Below are 18,881 nucleotides of genomic sequence, written 5' to 3' on the forward strand. Positions count from 1 at the left end.
ACCAGACTCTATCGAAGAACCGCGATGACCGCCCCGCTGTGGATAACCGGCCCGCCTACGCCAGCCATGGGAAGGCGCTGCGGCGGGCCGCTTCCCCACAGCTACACCACGCTTCGGGACACGACCAGGCACCGAGAAAACCCCCAGATCGGGCGCCGTCTCGAGGATCTTCTTCACCCACCCCTCGGCCCGGCCATAGAGGGCTTCGTAATCCGTGGCGACGGACAGGAAGGGGTTGTCGTTCGCGTTCTCCGACTGGCTGCCGTACGAGCTTTGCTTGAGCGCCCAATCGTTCAACACCGAATCGCTGGGTTTGGCGAAGCCGCCGCCGACGGTGTTCCGACGGCGCGACCTCCAATCGGTCGCTTTCGCCTTGTCGGCGAACCGATAGACAAGGACATGTCCGGGCTTGGCGGGGTCGAGCGTGTATCGCTCCCCGGTGGCGTTCGCGGTCGAGAAGGTCTTGGGGCTTGGCATGGGGCCGCTCCTGATCGGATTCCGTTGGACGGGCGCGATGCGCCTCGCCTTCTGGAGAACGACCCACCGTCCATCGCCGTGAATTCGGACGGCCCTGAGATAAGAGGGGCGCCGCACCCTGTGCCTTCCATCGGCCCGCCATATTTTGGACCCCGCCATATTTTGGACATGGCCCGATGTTTCGGTAACGAACCGGCATGCCGGACCGCGACAGACGGCGCGGCCGAGCCTATATCCTGACGATGTTCCGGCGGCGGTTTCTCCTCCCGCCCGGTGCCTGACCTGACGGGAGAGCGGCATGAGCGACAGCAAGGACGGGTTCCGGTTCCCCCTGCGCAAGGAGGCACCACCCGCGCCCGCGCCACGGGAACCCCGCCTCCGCATGGGGCAGGCCCGCGCCGCCCTGCTCTGGGAACGGCTGTGGCCGGCGCTCTGGGCGCCCATCACCATCGCCGGGGCCTTCCTCGCGCTGGCCCTGCTGAACGTCTTCCTGCTGTTGCCGGGCTGGCTGCACGCCCTGGTCCTGCTGCTCTTCGTCGCCGCCATCGGCTGGACGGGGTGGCGCGGGCTGCGCGCCTTCCGCCTGCCGGACGAGAATGCCGCCCGCCGCCGGCTGGAGCGCGACAGCGGCCTGCCCCACCGCCCCCTCCACGCACTGCGCGACACGCCCGCCGGCAACGACCCCGTCGCGGCGGAGCTGTGGCGCCTGCACCAGGAGCGGGTGCGCGCCGCCATGCGACGGCTGCGCGTCGCCATGCCGCTGTCCGACGGCCTTGCCGCCCAGGACCGCTACGCCCTGCGCGCGCTGGTGGCGCTGGTGCTGGTCGCCGCCGGCGGCGCGACCTGGGGTGACTGGAAGCCGCGTCTTGTCGCCGCCATCACCCCGCATTTCGGTGGACCGGCGACGGCGACGGTCGCGACGCTCGACCTCTGGGTGACGCCGCCGGAATACACCGGCCTGCCGCCGGTCTTCCTGAAATCGGCCAACCCCGCCCACACGCCGAGCCTCGCCGACCCCGTGCCGGTCCCCAAGGGCAGCCTCGTGCTGGCCCGCGTCAGCGGCGGTGGCGGCACCCCGTCGCTTGAAGCCGGCAGCAGGACCACCGCTTTCGAAGCGGTGGACTCCGCGACCTTCCAGATTCAGCAGCCGATCGAAGACGGCACCCGCATCGCCGTGACCCAGGGGTCCAGCGTGTTGGGCGGCTGGAACGTGCGGATCATCCCGGACAACCCGCCGACCATCGCCTACGCCAGTCCCCCGGCCAAGGGGGAGCGCGGCGCGCTGCGGCTGGACTACACCGCGCAGGACGACTACGGGCTCGCCGAGGCCAAGGCCGTCGTGCGGCTGGCCCTGCCGGAGGGCGAGGCCCCGGCGCTCGACCGCAGCCCGCTGGAGCTGCCGCTGGCCCTGCCCGGGGTCCGCCCGCGCGAGGCGCGCAACGCCGGCTTCCACGACCTGACCGCCCATCCCTGGGCCGGGCTGAACGTCACCCTCCGCCTGACCGCCCTCGACGGCGCCGGCCAGACCGGCAGCACGGAGGACGTGGCGATGGTCCTGCCGGAGCGCGTCTTCAACCACCCGGTCGCCCGCGCCATCGTGGAGGAGCGCAAGAAGCTGACCCTGCGACCCCAGCAGCTCCGCATCGAGGTGGCGCGCGCGCTCGCCGATATCTCGTCCAGACCCAGCCAGTTCGGCGGCGATCTGGTGGCCTTCCTGGCGATGCGCACCGCGGTGAACCGCCTGCTGCTCGACGAGGAAGCGGCCTCCGTCCCCGCCGTCCAGCAGCTTCTGTGGGAAACCGCGCTGCGCATCGAGGACGGCGGCCTGTCGCTGGCCGAGCGCGACCTGCGCGACGCCGAGAGCCGTCTTGCCGAGGCGCTGGAACGCGGCGCCGACGACCAGGAGCTGAAGAGGCTGATGGACGAGCTTCAGGCGGCGCTTGACAAGTTCCTCGACGCCATGGAGCAGCAGATGCGCGAGGCGCTGGAGCGCGGCGAGCAAATCCCTATGGTGCCGCCGGAAATGGCCGACCAGATGATGGACCGCCAGGACCTTCAGCGCATGATGGAGCAGATGCGGCAGATGGCCGAGACCGGCGCCCGCGACGCGGCGCGGCAGATGCTGTCCCAGCTCCAGCAGATGATGGAGAACATGCGCAGCGGCGCCATGGCCCAGATGCAGCAGCAGGGCCAGAACGAGACGGCGCAGATGATGCGCGAGCTTCAGGAGCTGACGCAGCGGCAGCAGCAGCTGCTCGACCAGACCTTCCGCCAGTCGCAGGAGCAGATGGGCCGGCAGGACGGGCAGCAGGGCCAGCAGCAGGGACCGCGCAACCGCCAGGGCCGGCCGCAACAGGGGCAGCAAGGGCAGCAGGGTCCGTCCGGCAGCCCGCTGATGCAGCAACAGGCCGAACAGCAGGAGGCGCTGCGCCGCCAGCTCGGCGAGCTGATGCGCCGCATGGGCGAACAGCAGGGCGGCGAGATTCCCCGCCCGCTGGGCCGCGCCGAACGGGCGATGCGCGATGCGGGCCAAGCGCTCCAGCAGGGGCAGCCCGGCTCCGCCGTGCCGCCGCAAACCCAGGCGATGGACGAGCTTCAGCAGGGCATGCAGGCGATGGCCGAGCAGATGATGCAGCAGATGATGGGCCAGCAGGGTCCGGCGATGAGCGGGCAGCAGCCCGGTCAGGCGCAGCAGCGCCAGGGCCAGGGGCGCAACCGCGACCCGCTGGGCCGCCGCCCCTCCGGCTTCGGCAACTACGACAACGAGGACGTGAAGATCCCCGAGGAAGCCGAACTCCAGCGCGCCCGCGAAATCCTCGACGAGCTGCGCCGCCGCTCCGGCCAGTACGGCCGCCCGCAGATGGAGCGCGAGTACATCGACCGGCTGCTGAAGCAGTTCTGACCGTCTGCTGAAGCAGTTTTAAGGCCGGGGGACCGGGCGGCTTTACCGGAGGGCGGCGCTGGTGCAGTATCCGCCGCGCAAGGCGCCGCCGCTTGCCCTTCCGGCACGGACGCCCCCGGACACAACGAACGTTTCCTCATGGTCGCGGTCCTTTCGAACCACGGGTCGGGCGGGCTTGCCCCGCAGCGCCCGGAACTGACGCTCGGCAGCAAGTTCCGCATGATCAACTGGGGGCTGGTGCTCCTGGTCTGCATCATCACGTCGGTCGGGGTGGCCCTTCTCTACTCGGCCGCCGGCGGCAACTGGAGACCCTGGGCGCAGCCGCAGCTCGTGCGCGCCATCCCCGGCCTCGTCCTGATGCTGATGATCGCGCTGGTCGACGTGCGGCATCTCATGAAGTCGGCCTACGCCATCTTCCTGATCGTGCTCTGCCTGCTGGTGGCCGTGGAACTGATGGGCCGCATCGGCATGGGCGCCCAGCGCTGGATCGACCTGGGATTCTTCCAGCTCCAACCGTCGGAGCTGATGAAGCCGGCGCTGACCCTGGCGCTGGCCCGCTACTTCCACGGCATCTCGCTGGACCAGATCGGCCGCCCGCTGCTGCTGATCCCGCCCTTGCTTCTGGTCTTCATCCCGGTGGCCCTGGTGCTGATGCAGCCGAATTTGGGCACCTCGCTCTTGCTGATCATGGGCAGCGGAGCCGTCTTCTTCGCCGCGGGTGTGCGGATCTGGAAGTTCCTGTTGGTCATCGGCGGGGGGCTGGCGGTGATTCCCGTCGCCTGGGAATTCCTGCACGATTACCAAAAGCAGCGCGTCTACACCTTCCTCGATCCGGAGACCGACCCGCTCGGCGCCGGCTACAACATCCTCCAGTCGAAGATCGCCCTGGGATCGGGCGGCCTGTTCGGCAAGGGCTTCATGTCCGGCTCGCAGAGCCAATTGATGTTCCTGCCGGAGAAGCACACCGACTTCATCTTCGTGGTGCTGGCGGAAGAGTTCGGCATGGTCGGCGCGCTGATCCTGCTGGCGCTGTACCTGATGCTGTTCATCTACGGCGTGGTCATCGCGCTGAGCTGCCGCAGCCAGTTCGCCCGGCTGGTGGCGGTCGGCATGACCGCGCAATTCTTCCTCTACGTGATGGTCAACGTGTCGATGGTCACCGGCCTGATTCCGGTGGTGGGCATCCCGCTGCCGCTGGTGTCCTACGGCGGGTCGGCGATGATGACGCTGATGATCGGCGTGGGTTTGCTGCTCAGCATGTCGGTCCACCGCGAGGTCCGTATCCCGAAGAGCGGCATCACCGAGTTGTGATACCGCTCTTCGGAGCGCTTCCTCAGCCCTCCGAAACCTCGCCGTTCTCCTGGATCATCACCTTGTCGATGCGCCGGCCGTCCATGTCGACGACCTCGAACCGCAGGCCGTTCCAGTGGAAATGCTCCGCGGCGGTGGGCACATGGCCCAACCGGTCGAGCATGAAGCCGGCGATGGTGTGATAGTCGCCCTCGCCCTTCAAGCCCTTCACGCCGACCAGCGACTCCACCTCCTCCACCGGGGTCATGCCATCCACCAGCCAGGAGCCGTCCTCGCGCTGGACCGCGAAGCCGTCGCCTTCCTGCCCCTGCTCGGGCATCTCGCCGGCGATGGCCTCCATGATGTCGGTGACGGTGGCGATGCCCTCGACGCTGCCATACTCGTCCACCACCACGGCCATATGGATGCTGGCCTGCTTGAACAGCTCCAGAAGCCGCAGGACGGGGGTGCCGTCATGGACGATCAGCGGCTCCACCATGGCCTCGCGCAGGTCGAAGCTGCGTCCCTGGAGCGCCTGGTTGAGCAGCGCCTTGCTGGACACGATGCCCTGCACCTCGTCCACGTCGCCGCGGCAGACCAGGAAGCGGGAATAGCCGCTGGCCTGGATCTCCTTGGCGATGGCGTCGGGCGGGTCGTCGAGGTCGATCCACACGAGATCCGGGCGCGGCGTCATGATCGACCGCGCGGTGCGGTCGGACAGCCGGAACACGCCCTCGATCATCTGCCGCTCGGCGGGCTCGAAGACGCCGGTCTGGGTGCCCTCCTTGATGAGGCTCTTGACCTCCTCCTCGGTGACGGTCTGCTCGCGCGCGGTGGGCAAGCGCAGCAGCTTCATCAAGCCCTCGGTCGAGACGCCAAGCAGCCAGACCAGTGGCATGGCGACGCGCGACAGGACGCTCATCGGGCCGGCCACGCCGGCGGCGATGCGCTCCGCGTTCACCAGCGCCATGCGCTTGGGCACCAGCTCGCCGACGATCAGCGACAGGTAGGTGATCGCGGCGACGACCAGCGCGAAGCCGACCTGCTGCCCGTAGGGGGCGATCCAGGCGACGTTGGCGTCGAGGACCGTGCCCAGCCGGTCGGCCAGGGTCGCACCGCCGTAGGCACCGGCGATGATGCCGATCAGCGTGATGCCGACCTGCACGGTGGAGAGGAAATTGCCGGGGTCCTCCGACAGTTTCAGCGCGGCGCGGGCGCCCTTGCTGCGTGTTTCCTCGGCCATCTGCTGAAGCCGCGCGCGTCGCGACGACACCAGCGCCATTTCCGACATCGCGAAAAAGGCGTTCAGCAGGATCAGCAATATGATGACCAGTACTTCCCAAATCATGGCGTCGAGCCCGCGGGCGCTCCCTTTTATGAAGACAGTTTGTCGAAGATCAGAATGCCGGCCTGCCCGAAACCGAACAGGATGGCGGCGACGATGAGGATGGCGATCAGCCCGGCGATCAGGCCGGCGACGACGAAGGCCCCATCCTTCTCGATCAGCCCCAGCGCGATCAGCGCGATGGCCAGCGCCGGGGGCTGGTTGCCGAAGACGATGGGGAGGGCCAGGATTCCGGCCAGGATCATCACGGCCACGCCGAGCAGCCGTTCCGCCGTGGGGGCGGTCATCGCCGGAAAGCGTGGGCGCAGATGCCGCTCCAGCCGGTCGACGTGCGGCTTCGCCTTCGCGATCACCCGCAAAAAGGCGTCCCGGTCGAGCGTGAGGGCGGCCAGCCGGCGCGGCAGCCAGGGGCGGTCGCGCCCGGCGGCGATCTGGGCGCCGATCAGCAGCATCGGCAGGCCCGTCGCCGTGGACAGGCCCGGCACCGGCAGGATGTTCGGAATGGACAGGATCAGAAGCAGGGCGCCGAAGGCGCGGTCGCCCAGAATTCCCACGAGGTCACCCAGCGCGATCCGCGCGCCATGGTCGTGGTTCAGGAAATCGTCCAGCACCGCCGAAGCGGGGTTCACCGGCGGGAAGCCGGTGGGCGCGGCATCGCCGCGGTCAACGCCCTCCGGAGCCTGACGGTCCGGGGACGTGTCGGGAGGTCGGCCGTCGCTCACGGCGCTCCCCACGGAGGCCGCCCGAAACGGCGGAAGGGTAAACCCATGGACCTTTCGCGTCGCAACATCGTAGGGGGTCCTTTTACAGCATCGACGGCCGACGCGCCAGCCCATCCGTGGAATGTGCCGTTTCTCAAGGGGATGATGCCACCAATGGCAGCTCCACGGTGAAGGTCGAGCCGCGCCCCGGCGCCGAATCGGCGGTGATGCGGCCGCCATGCCCCTCCGCGATGGACCGGCAGATGTACAGGCCGAGGCCGACCGTCCCTTCCCCTTCCGTGCCCAGCCGGCCGGTGCGGGTGAAGGGCTGGAACAGCTGCGCCAGCTCGGCCGGAGGAATGCCCCGCCCGTCGTCGGACACGCGGATGCGCGCCCAGCCGCCGCCTTCGCTCGGGGCCTCGCCCAGGGCGACGCCGACTCGCCCGCCACGGTCGGAGTATTTGATGGCGTTCGACAGAAGGTTGTTGAGAAGCTGGTCCAGCTTGGCCGGGTCGATGTCGGCCAAGGGCAACGGATGTTCGGGCACGGACAGCTCGATGGTGATGGATTTGCCCTCGGCCAACACGCGGTTCATCGAGACGTTCCGACTCACCAGCGCCGCCAGATCGGATGGTCGCCGCGCCAGCCGCAGCCGCCCCGCCTGAAGCGCCGCCAGGGACAGCGCATCCTCCACCATGTGGCGCATGGACAGGCTGGTTTCCCGGATGCGCTCCAGGCAGGCGCGCTCCGTCGCATCCAGCCGCCCGTCCAACCGCTGCACCAACAACTCCGCGAAGCCGGCGACGACCTGAAGCGGCGTGCGCAGATCGTGGGCCAGCATGCCCATCAGCCGGTTCTTCTGCTCGTTGCTGGCGGCCAGTTCGGCGTTGGCCTTGGCGAGCGCCCGCTGGGCGTTGGCGAGGTCGTTGTTGAGAAGGGTCATCTCGTCGAACAGCGCATCCGCGCTGGGAAGATCCGGCTTCGCAACCGCCGACCCGAGGGGGGCGAGGCGCCGGGCCAGCCGCGGATTGAGCGCGTCCAGCGCGTCCATCAAGGCCGGGAGCCCGCCGGGAGCCCGCGCCACGGCCAACACCATGCCCTCCGCGTCGCTGAGCCCGCTGACATGGAGCACCCCGCCGGGGTCGAGTCGGCTGGGCACGGGATGGTCGAGCGTCCGGCCCGACTTCCGCAGGCCGCTGAACAGATCCAGCGCGCCCGCCACCGCGTCCGGGCCGAACAAGGCCGGAAAGGGCGTGCCGGGCTTTCCCGTCAATCCCGGCAGTCCGGCGCCCAACCGGTGCAAGGCGCGCAGCCGCCCGTCGTGGTCGCAGGTCAGGACCAGCCCGTCCATGTCCCCTCCTTCACGCCACGCTCATCAGGCAACACCGGCGGCGCGGTCCGGGGCTGCGGGACCGATCAGCCGCTCCGCGATGGCGACGGCCTCCTGCGCGCCGGGGGCGAAGGCATCGGCGCCGACCGTCCGCCACAAATCCGGAACGAGGTTGAAGGGGTAGCCGCCGACCAGCACCTGCGGCGGCCGCTCCCATGGCGCGGCGCGCACCGCGGCGATGAGGGCGGCGACCCGCCCGACATGGGCAGTGATGGTGGCCGACACCGCCAGAACCTGGGCGTTCCGCTCCCGCAGCGCGTGGATGATGCTGGTCGCGGGCGTGTTGGCGCCGAGATAATGGCTGTCCCAGCCGGCCATCTCGAAGAAGTCGGCGACCATGCGGATGCCGATTTCGTGCTGCTCCCCGCTGACGCAGGTGGCGACCATGGACAGGCCGCGCCGCTCGGCGGCGAAGATCGTCGGGTAGAGCTGGCCCATGATCGCCTGGGTGGCGGCGGTGGCGAAATGCTCGTGCGCCACGGTGATCGCCCGGGTCTGCCACAGCCGCCCGATCTCGCGCAGGGCCGGTTGGAACACATGCAGGTAAAGGTCCGGCACCGTCGCCCCGATGGCCGTGGCCTCCGTCACCAGCGCCGCCGCCCGGCGCCGGTCACCGGCCAGCAGCGCGTCCATATAGGAGCGCGCGAGCGCGCCGAGCGGCGCGTCCGGCCGGACGAAGGGAGGCGCCTCCCGCGGCAGGCCGGGCAGCGCCGACAGCCCCTCCCCCACGCAGGCGTGCGTGCGCGTCGCCGTGGCGGGATCGACCCGGGCGGCCACCACGTCGCGGAGGATCTCCAGGCTTTCACCCAGCTCCTCGTCCGGAATGCCGATTCCGGCGAAGAGGATCTTGACCCAGGCCACATACTCGCGGAACAGCGCCGGGCTGTCGCTCGCCACCGCCTCCGCCAGATACAGAAGGTGGAAGCCGACATCCTCGACGCACCGCTCCCGGCCGGCCTCGCCGTAGCGGGCATAGAGCGCCGGCCAGCGCTCGAACTGGATGGCGACGACGGCGCGCGCCAACTCCTCGCGGCGGTCCACGATGGGATTCGAGGCGATCCGCAGCGGAGCTGGGATGGGCCGGACGGTCCCCGGCATGGCACGGCGTCTCCGCTCAGATGGGTCTTCGGAAGGAAGGTGTCCCCTCCCATCCGTTCCCGCAACGCCTGACTGCGCCAAATAATTACTGCGCCGAATAACTCGGTTTCCGTCCGACCACTCGTTATGATTGGGAAAGCTCTCTCAGCGGCCTTTCTGAAGGACGAAGGTCAGCCTCTTCACGAGGTCGGCCTTCGACACCGGCTTCACCAGATAGCCGGAGATGCCGTAGGCGATGGCCCGCTTGACGGTGTCCGCCTCGCGGTGGGCGGTCAGCACGATCACCGGAAGATCGGCCAGCGGATTGCCCGTGGCCGTCCGCAGGGCGTGCAGCAGGTCCAGCCCGCTCATCCGCGGCATTTCCAGGTCGCAGATGGCGAGGTCCACCTTTTCCGGGTGATCGCGCAGGATGGCCAGCGCCGACACGCCATCCGACGCTTCCCACACCTGGCGGACCTTCAAATCCTGCAGCAGGCGGCTCATCAGCCGGCGGGTGAAATCGTCGTCTTCGATCAGCAGGACGCGCAGATCATTGATGCTGCGGTTCAGCACCCCATCCTTCGCAGGTTCGTTCAGCATCGGCGCGGCCACCCTTATCCGTGTCGTTGCATTGGAAAAATGCAGGCATACGTTACATCCCCGCCGGCGACCGGAAAAGTCTGTAAATGATGCAAAATTCGTAATTCTTGCAACTTTAGGGACGGATGCGCGGCGGACCGTTGCGGTCGATGGTGGCCCTCCGCCGGGGTGCGTTGTCCGCACCATCCGCGATCTGCTAAACCCGTTCCGGCCAACGATCAGGCCACTGGGTGGGGTCGACGGCTGGGGCAAGCCCTTGGAAGCGGCCCCGCACCCGGCCCGCGGTTTTGGAACAGTCATCAAACCATGCAACTCGATCTTCTCAAAAGGCCGGACGGACGCACCGCCATCCTGATGCCGTCCGGCTTCGTCCTCGATCTGCTGACGCCGGACGCCACGGATATGCCCATCGAGGACATCGCCCAATGCCTGTCCTCCCAGCCGCGCTGGGGCGGCGCCGCCCGGCCCTGGTATTCGGTCGCCGAGCATTCGGTGATGGTGTCGCGTCTGGTGCCGCCGCCCCTGGCCTACTCGGCGCTGATGCACGACTGCGAGGAGTTCCTCGGCGACTGGCCGTCGCCGGTCAAGGTGATGCTGGACCGCGACTACGTCAAACAGCGGCTTCATCCGGTCAAGGACGCGCTCCGCCGCTGGTTCGGCTTCGATGACGAGGCGCCAGCCATCAAGCAGGCCGACCTCGTCTGCATGGCGACGGAACTGCGCGACCTCTTGCCCCCCGCCTGGCTGGATTGGGGGCATCTGCCGCCTCCCCACCCGGACAGGATCGTCCCGGTCGGTCCGGACCGGGCCTACGCGCTCTTTCTGAGCCGCTACGAGGAATTAAAACACCTTGCTCAGCCCCACATGGTCAAATCCCACAAGGCCAAACCCGCCAAAGCCGCGCGGAGCAAGCGCACGACGCCACAGCCTTAGCCTTCAAGCCGAAACCCGCGCCGATGGGATCGTACGCGTCCCCGTACGTCTCATCGATCTTCCGGTCATCAGTACGGGGCGTACGGGTACGGTTGCGCCGCCGGATCGCAACGGAGTCCGGCAAGTATCATACAGTAACCTACCTGCCCTGCGCTTCCGGACGCTCCAAACTGGAGCGGGACGCAATTTCGGGGACAGGCGCATGACGGCGATTGATCAGACGGCGATCCACCACGGTCCGGGAGAGGCGTAGCCATGGCCGTTCCCGCGATCCAGGCGGCGCTGGTCGGCGCCTATGTGCTGCGCCAGCGGTTCAAGGGCAACCGGCGCTTCCCGCTGGTGCTGATGATGGAGCCGCTGTTCCGCTGCAACCTCGCCTGCGCCGGCTGCGGCAAGATCGACTATCCCGACCCGATCCTGCGCCGTCGCCTGTCGGTGGAGGAAGCCCTGGAGGCGGTGGACGAATGCGGCGCCCCGGTGGTTTCCATCGCCGGGGGCGAGCCGCTGCTGCACCCCGAGATCCACACCATCGCCGCCGGCATCGTGGCGCGGCGCAAGTTCGTCTATCTCTGCACCAACGCCCTGCTGATGGAGAAGCGACTCGACCGCTTCACCCCCAGCCCCTTCTTCACCTGGTCGGTCCATCTCGACGGTGGGCGGGAGGAGCATGACAAGGCGGTCTGCCAGCCGGGCGTCTACGACCGCGCCGTCGCGGCGATCCGCGCCGCCAAGGCGCGCGGCTTCCGCGTCAACATCAACTGCACCCTGTTCGACGGGGCGGAGCCGGAGAAGGTCGCCGCCTTCTTCGACGAGGCCATGGCCGCCGGCATCGACGCCGTCACCGTGTCGCCCGGCTACGCCTACGAGCGCGCCCCGGACCAGGAGCATTTCCTGAACCGCCGCAAGACCAAGGAGCTGTTCCGCGACGTCTTCGCGCGGGGGCGGGGCCGCAAATGGCGCTTCTCGCAATCGTCCCTGTTCCTGGACTTCCTGGCTGGCAACCGCAGCTACCGCTGCTCGCCATGGGGCAACCCGACGCGCAACGTCTTCGGTTGGCAGCGCCCCTGCTACCTGCTGGGCGAGGGCTACGCCCCGACCTTCAAGGCGCTGATGGAGGAAACGGACTGGGACGCCTACGGCACCGGCAATTACGAGAAATGCGCCGACTGCATGGTCCACAGCGGCTATGAGCCGACCGCGGTGGAGGACACGCTGCGCAATCCCCTGTCGGCGCTGGCGGTCAGCCTGCGCGGGCCGCGCACGGAGGGACCGATGGCGCCGGAGATCCCGCTGGACCGTCAGCGCCCGGCGGAGGAGGTCTTCTCACGCCACGTCGCGGACACGCTCCGCCGGATCGAGGCCGAACGGACCGCCGCCGAGTGAATTCGCCGGAATGGCTTGGGTGGCCCCGCGCAGTGATGCCAGGGCGCGGCCCAGGTCCCAGGCCAGCCGGCCCAGCGCGACGACGTCGCGGGGGTCGGCGATCAGCCGTGCCAGCACGGCGCCGGGGGCGATGCGCCCGGATCCATCCAGCCCGGCCAACGCCGCCGCGGGCAGTGCCCGCCACGCCGGGTCGGCGACCGCGCGCAGCACGGCGAAGGGCCGCCCCCAGGCTTGACAGGCCCGCGCGACGGCAAGGCTCTCCAGATCGACCGCCGCGGCGCCGGTCAGCGCCCTCAGCCGCGCCTTGTCCCCGACCGTCGCCGCGGGCATGCGGGCGCCGGCCACCAACGCGGAGCGCGCCTGCGGCAAGGCGCCGTGCAGGCGATCCCACCAGGACTGGCAAACCTCGAAGACAGCGCCGTCCTCATCGACGACGGCTGTCGCCAGAACCAGTGAACCGGGCCTCAGGTCGGGCGCCAAGCCGCCCGCGATGCCGAAGCTGACGACCCCGCAAGCCCCGCTCTCCAGCAACCGATGCGCCGCCACCGCGGCGGCGGCGCCCCCCGTGGCGCAGGCGACGGGCAGCCCGCTGCGCCGGGCCAGACGGGCTTCAAGCGCCATGCCGGTGAGGATCGCGGCGGCCATCACGCCTCCCTAAGGCGAAATCCAGTAACGCAGAGTCAAAGCCGTTTCCACGCCATTCTCCCCCACCGTTACCGCGGCGTCGCGGAAGTTCGGCGGCGCCAGGGACACCGGGGCGTCATTGCCGAAGCCGAAGCCCTCCCACGGCAAGCCGAGAAGGTTGCGGTCCAACTGCCTGTTGCCGTTCTCGTCGTGGTAGACGCGCAACGCGTAGATCCCCGGCGGCACGTCGGGCACGGCGACGCGCACCGAACCCTCCGCCGCCGGGGCGGTGACCCGGAAGGCGCAACGCCCCGCCGGATAGGCCGCCTCCTCGCAGACGGCGAGGACGATCTGCCCGTCGCCGTTGCGCACGCCCTGAACGGTCACGGTCAGAACCGCGGCAAGAAGCGCCGCCACCCTCACACTCTCAAGGCCCGGTAGCGGGCCAGCGCCCACAGCGGGAAGCTCGCCGCGTAGCCGTGGTACTTCAGGTAAAAGACGCGCGGGAAGCCCACGGCGGTGAAGGGCTCCTCGCTCCACAGCCCTTCGGCGTCACGGGCCGACAGCAGATACTCGACGCCGCGGTCCACCGCCGGATGGTTGCCCTTGCCCGCCGCCATCAGCCCGAGCAGCGCCCAGGCGGTCTGCGACGCGGTGGAGACCGGCCCCTCGCCACGCGGGTTGCCGTCCCAGTAGCTGGCCCCGTCCTCGCCCCAGCCGCCGTCCGCGCGCTGGTGCGCCAGCAGCCACTGGGCGGCGCGCTGCACCGCCGGTGCGGCGTGCGGCACCCCGGCGGCGTTCAGCGCCTCCAGCGCCGACCAGGTGCCGTAGACGTAGTTGGTGCCCCAGCGCCCGAACCAGGCGCCGTCGCTCTCCTGTTCGCGCTCCAGGAACGTCAGGCCGCGGCGGGTCGGCACGGTGTCGCGTCCCTCGCCCAGCCGGGCCAGCATCATGACGCAGCGGGCCGTCACGTCGGAGGTCGGCGGGTCGAGCAAGGCACCGTGGTCGGCGAAGGGGATGTGGTTGAGGAAATCGTGCTGGTTCTCGGCGTCGAAAGCGCCCCAGCCGCCGTTGCGGCTCTGCATGCCGACGATCCAGTCCCGCGCGCGGCGGATCGGTTCGCCATAGCGTTCGGTGTCCAGCCGTTGCAGGGCCATCACCACCATGGCGGTGTCGTCGGTGTCGGGGTAATGGGCGTTGTTGTACTGAAAGGCCCAGCCGCCCGAGGCCAGCCCCGGCCGCTGCCACGCCCAATCGCCCTCGACATCGAGGATCTGGCGGTCGATCAGCCAGTCCGCCCCGCGCCGCGCCGCGGCGCGGGCCCGCGGACTTCCGGTCTCCAGCAGGGCGTTGCAGATGATCGCGGTGTCCCAGACCGGCGACAGGCAGGGCTGGCAATAGACCCGCCCCGGCTGGCGCACCACCAGCCCGCGCAGCGCGCGGCGCGCCGTCGCCGCGTCGGGATGGTCGGGCGGCATGCCCAGGCAGTGGAACATCAGCACGGCGTTGACCATCGCCGGGAAGATGGCGCCCAGCCCGTCCTCCCCGTTCAACCGCTCCGTCACGAAGCGCACGGCGCGGTCGATGGCCGTCTGGCGCCCGTTGGCGGGCAGGCGCGGCTCCACCGCGTGCAGCGCCGCGTCGAGCGCCCGGAACAGCGTGGCCCAGCCGCCGCGGCTGTTGTTGCTGTGCCAGTTGCGCACCTCTTCCGGCGGTTCGGTGAACAGCTCCGCGATGCCGATGCCGCGCGGGTTGCGGGCGCGCAGCCGGTGCGCCATGACGACCAGCAGCGGCACCACCACCGTCCGCGACCAGTAGGAGATGCGGGAGATGTGGAAGGGCGACCAGGGCGGCAGGTTCATCACCTCCACCGGCATCGCTGGCACCGCCCGCCAGGGAATTTGCCCGAACTGGGCCAGCAGGATGCGGGTGAAGACGTTGCAGCGCGCCGCCCCGCCGCGCGCCAGGATCGCCTCGCGGGCGCGGCGCATGTGCGGCGCGTCGGGGCTGTCGCCGGCGGCCTTCAGCGCGAAATAGGCCTTCACGCTGCAACTGATGTCCATGGCGCCGCCGAAGAACAGCGGCCAACCGCCGTCCTTGCCCTGCCGCCCGCGGATGAAGGCCGCAAGGCCGGCTTCCAGCTCCGGATCGATCTCGTCCAGGATGTGGTGCAGCAGCAGATATTCGGACGGGATGGTGGCGTCGGCCTCCAGTTCGAACACCCAATGGCCGTCGGCCTGCTGGCGGCGGATCAGGGCGTCCGTGGCCTCGGCCACGGCGTCGCTCACGGCCTTGGCCACGGCCTTGGCCGACGGCTCGGCCCGTTGGACCCGCAAGGTTGTGCTTGCGTTGTGGTCTTGCATCGGCGCTCCCGCTTTGCCCCGGTGTTCCCCATGGTGGAGGTATCAGGGTAATGAGGTGCCGCGCTTCGCTCCCTAGTTGGAAGTAACATACAGTAGCGTACGTTGGGTGCCAAAGGTTGTCCTGGCAGACTGCGTACACTTCCAAGGGAGACGTACAGCGTGACAGAAAGGCAAGGTGTCCTGGACCGGATGGCGGACCTCGGCCGCGCCATGATCGGGGGCCTGGGCGCCCTGTCCTGCCGAAGGCCGCGGGTGACGCTGGCGGTCGGGGTGCTGTTGTCCGTCCTGGCCGGCTGGTATTCCGCCGAAAACCTGACGATGAGCACCAGCACGTCGGACATGATCGCGCCGGACACCGCTTTCCGCCAGCACACGGAAGAGTACCGGCAGGCCTTCCCCTTCGCCGACGACCAGATCGTCGTGGTGGTGGACAGCCCGTCCCCCGACCAGTCGGACGCCGCCGCCGTACGTCTGGCGGAGCGCATGTCCACCCGCAGCGACGTGCTGTCGGCGGTGGAGGTGCCCTCCGCCGATCCGTACTTCCGCCGGTACGGCCTGCTTTTTCTCAACACGGAAAAATTGCAGGATCTCGCCACCCGGCTGGCCGGCGCGCAGGCGGCGCTGGGCGCGCTGAACGCCGCGCCGAACCTTCAGGGGCTGGCCGATCTGCTGGACCTGATCCTCACCCACGCGGACGAGGGCGCGCCGGCCACCCCCGCCGAATTGCTGAACCGGCTGGCGGTCAGCGCCGCGACGGTGGCGGACGGGCATCCGGTGCCGCTGTCCTGGACCGGGCTGGTGCAGGCCGCGGAGGAGGAGGACCGGGCGGCCAACCGCCGCTTCGTCCTGGCCCGGCCCATTCTGGACAACAGCTCCTTCGGGCGCGGGCGCCCCGCCGTTACCGCAGTGCACGATGCCATCGATGCGGTGACGGCGGAGCCGGTCGGCCAGGGGGTCGAGATGCGGGTCACCGGCGCCGTGCCGCTGCGCCAGACGGAACTGGACACCGTCGCCAACAGCGCCGGCCTCGCCACCATCCTGTCCTTCATCCTGGTCTCGGCGGTCCTGATCGCCGGGATGCGGTCGGGGCGGCTGATCGCCTGCATCATGGTGGTCCTGCTGCTCGGCCTGACGTTGAGCGCGGGTGCGGCGGCGTTGACCGTGGGGCGGCTGAACCTGATTTCCGTCACCTGCGCGGTGATGTTCTTCGGGCTGGGCGACGATTACGGCGGGCATCTCGGCCTGCGCTACCAGGAGGAGCTTCGCCGCGGCCTGCCGCCGCTGGCCGCCGCCATCGAGGCGGTGCGGGCGGTCGGGCCGGCGCTGGTGCTCAGCACCCTGTGCGCCATCATCGGCTTCCTGTCCTTCGTCCCGACCGCCTATCTGGGGCTGGCGGAGTTCGGCATCATCTCCGCCGTCGGCATGGTGGTGGCCCTGCTCATCAGCCTGACCCTTCTGCCCGCCCTGATCGTCCTGCTGCGTCCCGGCCCCGGCGTCCCCGCGCCGGAGCGCGAGGACCGCGGCTTCGCCGGCTGGGTCACCCGTCACCACCGTGCCATCCTCGCCCTGGCCGGAGCCAGCGTCATCCTGTCCATGGCGGCGCTGCCCCTGGTGCGGCTGGACGTCAACCCGCTGAACCTGCAGGACGAGCGGACGGAGGCCGTCGCCACCTACCGCGATCTGGCCGTCACCCCGCGCACCTCTCCCTATTCCGTCAACGTCCTGACACCGGACCTCGCGGCGGCGCAGGCTCTGGCCGACCGGCTGCGCCCCCTGCCGGAATCGGGCGGCGTGCGAACCTTCGCCAGCTTCATCCCCAAGGACCAGGAGGCCAAGCTGCCGATCCTGGCGGACATGTCGCTGCTGCTCGGCCCCAGCCTCACCGCGCCAGCCACCTCGGCCGCGCTGGACCAGGGCGGGCTGGAGCGCGCCTTCACCACGCTGAAGACGGTTCTGGAGGGTTATCGGACGGACAAGCGCGACGGACCGCCCGAGTTGCGCGCCGCCGTGCAGCGCCTCGACGGCGCGCTGGCCCGCATCCAGCCGGGGCAGCTCGCCACGCTCGACGCCGCGCTGACCGGGGGCGTGCCGCCGCTGCTCGACCGGCTGCGCGAGGGCATGGCGGTGGAGCAGCCGGTCACCGCCGACGACGTCCCGGACAGCTTGAAGGCCCGCTGGATCGCCGCGGACGGGCGCGCCCGCGTCGAGGTGCTGCCCACCCACGACATTTCCGACAGCCGCGAAATGGCCGATTTCGCCGACGCGGTGCTGGCCGTGGCACCCAACGCCACCGGCGCCCCGGTCACGGTGACGGAGGCGGCACGGGTCGTCGGCTCCTCCTTCCTGGAGGCGACAGCGCTGACGCTGGTGATGATGGTGCTGCTGCTGGTCGCCGTGCAGCGCTCGGTGACCGGGATGGTGCTGATCCTGGCGCCGCTGGTCCTGGCCGCCCTGTGGACGATGGCGACCGCCGGTCTGCTGGACATCCCCTTCAACTTCGCCAACGTGATCGTCATCCCGCTGCTGTTCGCGCTCGGCGTGTCGAGCAGCATCCACATGGTCTCGCGCGGGCAGGATCTGGTGCGGGAAGGGGCGTCGGACAGCGATTTCGGCATCGAGCTGCTGGTGACCAGCACGCCGCGCGCCGTCCTGGTCAGCACGCTGACCACCAGCACCGCCTTCGCCACGCTGGCGCTGTCCAGCCACCGCGGCCTGTCCAGCATGGGGGTGCTGCTGGCGGTGTCGATCACCTACACGATCATCTCGTCGCTGGTGGTCCTGCCGGCGCTGATGATCCTGTGGCACCGCTGGCGACTTCGCCGCAGACCAGCAGTCCCGGCGCGGTGACCGACCCGACGATCAGCCGCCCGTTCCAGGACAGGGCGACCGTGGCGGCGGAAAAGCGCCGCCCGTCCTCGTCCAGCAGGATCTCCGTTCCGGCAGGGCCGACCGCCGCGACGCGGGTCGGTGCCGCCGCCCCGCCCGGCCAGCCGTAACGGTGCAGCGCCAGCCGGACCGGCGAGGGATGCAGGGCCACCAGCAGGCGGCCGTCCGGGGCCATCGTCAGGTTGTCCGGCCCACCGGGCACGGCGATGCGCCGCGGCGGGGCCTGCGGGTCGGACAGGGGGTAGACGAGCAGCGCCTCCTCCCGCGTGGCGGCGACGGTCAGGCGGTCATGGCTGGGGTCGGGAAGCAGGCCGTTGGCGAAGCCGATCCCGTCGACCAGGACGCGGGCGTGGTCGTTTTCCACCAGACCGACGAAGCCGTGGCGCCCGCCGAGGACGTTGTCCTGGATCACCGCGCCCCAGCCGCAGCCGCCGTGGCTGCTGGTGAACAGGAAACGCTCACCATTGAGGAAAGCGACGTCGTTGGCCCGACAGAGCAATGGACCGGCGGTGGTGTCTTGGTGGGTTAGGGTGGCGCCGTCCAGGCGGTAGCGCTCGACCGTGGCCGATCCGTCCTCCTGGCGGCTGATGGCGAGCAGGGAGCGCGCGCCGTCCGGTTCCACGCGCAGATCGATGCCCGCCGGGCGCAGGCCGGTGGCGAGAGGGATGGCGGCGACGGCCGGTGCGTCGAGGGATCGCAAGTTCAGCAGATAGAGCCCGCCCATGGTTCCGGCCCGGCGGTCGTAGGCGGACAGCACCGCCTGATTGCGCGCGGCGTCGAGCGCCATGTCCTCAATGCCGGTGACGGGGAGGCCGTTCGCGGTGACGGAGACGGTGCGGCAGTCGGCGTGGGCGGGGTGGGTGAGGAGGGCGAGGAGAAGCAAGCTGGGGGCAAGACTTTGCAACGCCTC

At 69.8% G+C, this 18,881-nt stretch carries 15 protein-coding genes; 5 read left to right on the top strand and 10 right to left on the bottom strand.

Features of this window, described 5'->3' with window-relative positions; genetic code table 11:
• On the bottom strand, positions 1–477 hold a 477-nt coding region (locus tag DS837_RS23050), incomplete at its 3' end, for a hypothetical protein (RefSeq protein ID WP_211102394.1).
• A gap of 298 nt (positions 478–775) precedes the next feature.
• Here DS837_RS23050 and DS837_RS23055 point away from each other — a divergent pair.
• Both DS837_RS23055 and rodA read left to right on the top strand, forming a co-directional pair.
• Positions 776–3,379 (top strand): TIGR02302 family protein, encoded by a 2,604-nt coding sequence (locus tag DS837_RS23055; RefSeq protein ID WP_149166876.1) that lies wholly within the window; start codon positions 776–778, stop codon positions 3,377–3,379.
• A 138-nt stretch (positions 3,380–3,517) separates the two neighbouring features.
• Positions 3,518–4,690 (top strand): rod shape-determining protein RodA, encoded by a 1,173-nt coding sequence (gene rodA, locus DS837_RS23060; RefSeq protein WP_149166877.1) that lies wholly within the window; start codon positions 3,518–3,520, stop codon positions 4,688–4,690.
• Positions 4,691–4,712: 22 nt separating this feature from the next.
• Here the strand turns inward: rodA and DS837_RS23065 are convergent, their stop codons facing one another.
• From DS837_RS23065 to DS837_RS23085, 5 genes are all read right to left on the bottom strand, one after another.
• Positions 4,713–6,017: a hemolysin family protein gene (locus tag DS837_RS23065; protein WP_149166878.1), complete on the bottom strand. Its 1,305-nt coding sequence runs from the start codon at positions 6,015–6,017 to the stop codon at positions 4,713–4,715.
• 26 nt (positions 6,018–6,043) lie between these two features.
• Entirely contained in the window at positions 6,044–6,736 is a 693-nt protein-coding gene (locus DS837_RS23070; protein ID WP_149166879.1) for an exopolysaccharide biosynthesis protein, read from the bottom strand.
• 133 nt (positions 6,737–6,869) lie between these two features.
• Positions 6,870–8,066, bottom strand: coding sequence for a sensor histidine kinase (locus DS837_RS23075; RefSeq protein WP_149166880.1), 1,197 nt, complete (start codon positions 8,064–8,066; stop codon positions 6,870–6,872).
• 24 nt (positions 8,067–8,090) lie between these two features.
• A complete protein-coding gene (locus DS837_RS23080; protein ID WP_149166881.1) occupies positions 8,091–9,203 on the bottom strand; it encodes a cobalamin B12-binding domain-containing protein in 1,113 nt (370 codons plus the stop codon).
• Positions 9,204–9,347: 144 nt separating this feature from the next.
• On the bottom strand, positions 9,348–9,782 hold the full coding sequence (locus DS837_RS23085) for a response regulator (RefSeq protein WP_149166882.1): 435 nt from the start codon (positions 9,780–9,782) through the stop codon (positions 9,348–9,350).
• Between the two features lie 306 nt (positions 9,783–10,088).
• Here DS837_RS23085 and DS837_RS23090 point away from each other — a divergent pair, with 306 nt between their 5' ends.
• The gene (locus DS837_RS23090) at positions 10,089–10,715 is read left to right on the top strand and encodes a hydrolase (protein WP_149166883.1); all 627 of its coding nucleotides are present in this window, start codon (positions 10,089–10,091) and stop codon (positions 10,713–10,715) included.
• A gap of 255 nt (positions 10,716–10,970) precedes the next feature.
• Positions 10,971–12,098 (top strand): adenosyl-hopene transferase HpnH, encoded by a 1,128-nt coding sequence (gene hpnH, locus DS837_RS23095; protein ID WP_149166884.1) that lies wholly within the window; start codon positions 10,971–10,973, stop codon positions 12,096–12,098.
• On the opposite strand, the gene DS837_RS23100 is transcribed toward hpnH, so the two are convergent.
• From DS837_RS23100 to shc, 3 genes are read right to left on the bottom strand one after another with little or no spacing between them, the layout of a single operon-like run.
• A complete protein-coding gene (locus tag DS837_RS23100) occupies positions 12,039–12,743 on the bottom strand; it encodes a phosphorylase family protein (protein ID WP_149166885.1) in 705 nt (234 codons plus the stop codon). The genes hpnH and DS837_RS23100 overlap by 60 nt on opposite strands.
• A gap of 9 nt (positions 12,744–12,752) precedes the next feature.
• Entirely contained in the window at positions 12,753–13,139 is a 387-nt protein-coding gene (locus DS837_RS23105; protein ID WP_149166886.1) for a DUF2141 domain-containing protein, read from the bottom strand.
• Positions 13,140–13,141: 2 nt separating this feature from the next.
• On the bottom strand, positions 13,142–15,085 hold the full coding sequence (shc, locus tag DS837_RS23110; protein ID WP_149166887.1) for a squalene--hopene cyclase: 1,944 nt from the start codon (positions 15,083–15,085) through the stop codon (positions 13,142–13,144).
• Positions 15,086–15,244: 159 nt separating this feature from the next.
• Here shc and DS837_RS23115 point away from each other — a divergent pair, with 159 nt between their 5' ends.
• On the top strand, positions 15,245–17,932 hold the full coding sequence (locus DS837_RS23115) for an MMPL family transporter (RefSeq protein WP_149166888.1): 2,688 nt from the start codon (positions 15,245–15,247) through the stop codon (positions 17,930–17,932).
• Here the strand turns inward: DS837_RS23115 and DS837_RS23120 are convergent.
• Complete coding sequence (locus tag DS837_RS23120) at positions 17,844–18,875, bottom strand: SMP-30/gluconolactonase/LRE family protein (RefSeq protein ID WP_247890089.1); 1,032 nt, start codon at positions 18,873–18,875, stop codon at positions 17,844–17,846. The two genes, DS837_RS23115 and DS837_RS23120, sit on opposite strands and share 89 nt — an antisense overlap.
• Positions 18,876–18,881 lie beyond the last annotated feature (6 nt).

It is taken from the genome of Azospirillum brasilense, assembly GCF_008365405.1.
Classification (GTDB): Bacteria; Pseudomonadota; Alphaproteobacteria; order Azospirillales; family Azospirillaceae; genus Azospirillum; species Azospirillum brasilense_D.

Bases quoted from the DNA above. Each gene is read 5' to 3' on its own strand.
- DS837_RS23090 (WP_149166883.1), top strand. From the start codon at position 10,089: ATGCAACTCGATCTTCTCAAAAGGCCGGACGGACGCACCGCCATCCTG.
- DS837_RS23055 (WP_149166876.1), top strand. From the start codon at position 776: ATGAGCGACAGCAAGGACGGGTTCCGGTTCCCCCTGCGCAAGGAGGCA.
- shc (WP_149166887.1), bottom strand. From the start codon at position 15,085: ATGCAAGACCACAACGCAAGCACAACCTTGCGGGTCCAACGGGCCGAG.
- DS837_RS23085 (WP_149166882.1), bottom strand. From the start codon at position 9,782: ATGCTGAACGAACCTGCGAAGGATGGGGTGCTGAACCGCAGCATCAAT.
- DS837_RS23065 (WP_149166878.1), bottom strand. From the start codon at position 6,017: ATGATTTGGGAAGTACTGGTCATCATATTGCTGATCCTGCTGAACGCC.
- DS837_RS23080 (WP_149166881.1), bottom strand. From the start codon at position 9,203: ATGCCGGGGACCGTCCGGCCCATCCCAGCTCCGCTGCGGATCGCCTCG.
- hpnH (WP_149166884.1), top strand. From the start codon at position 10,971: ATGGCCGTTCCCGCGATCCAGGCGGCGCTGGTCGGCGCCTATGTGCTG.
- rodA (WP_149166877.1), top strand. From the start codon at position 3,518: ATGGTCGCGGTCCTTTCGAACCACGGGTCGGGCGGGCTTGCCCCGCAG.
- DS837_RS23075 (WP_149166880.1), bottom strand. From the start codon at position 8,066: ATGGACGGGCTGGTCCTGACCTGCGACCACGACGGGCGGCTGCGCGCC.
- DS837_RS23100 (WP_149166885.1), bottom strand. From the start codon at position 12,743: ATGGCCGCCGCGATCCTCACCGGCATGGCGCTTGAAGCCCGTCTGGCC.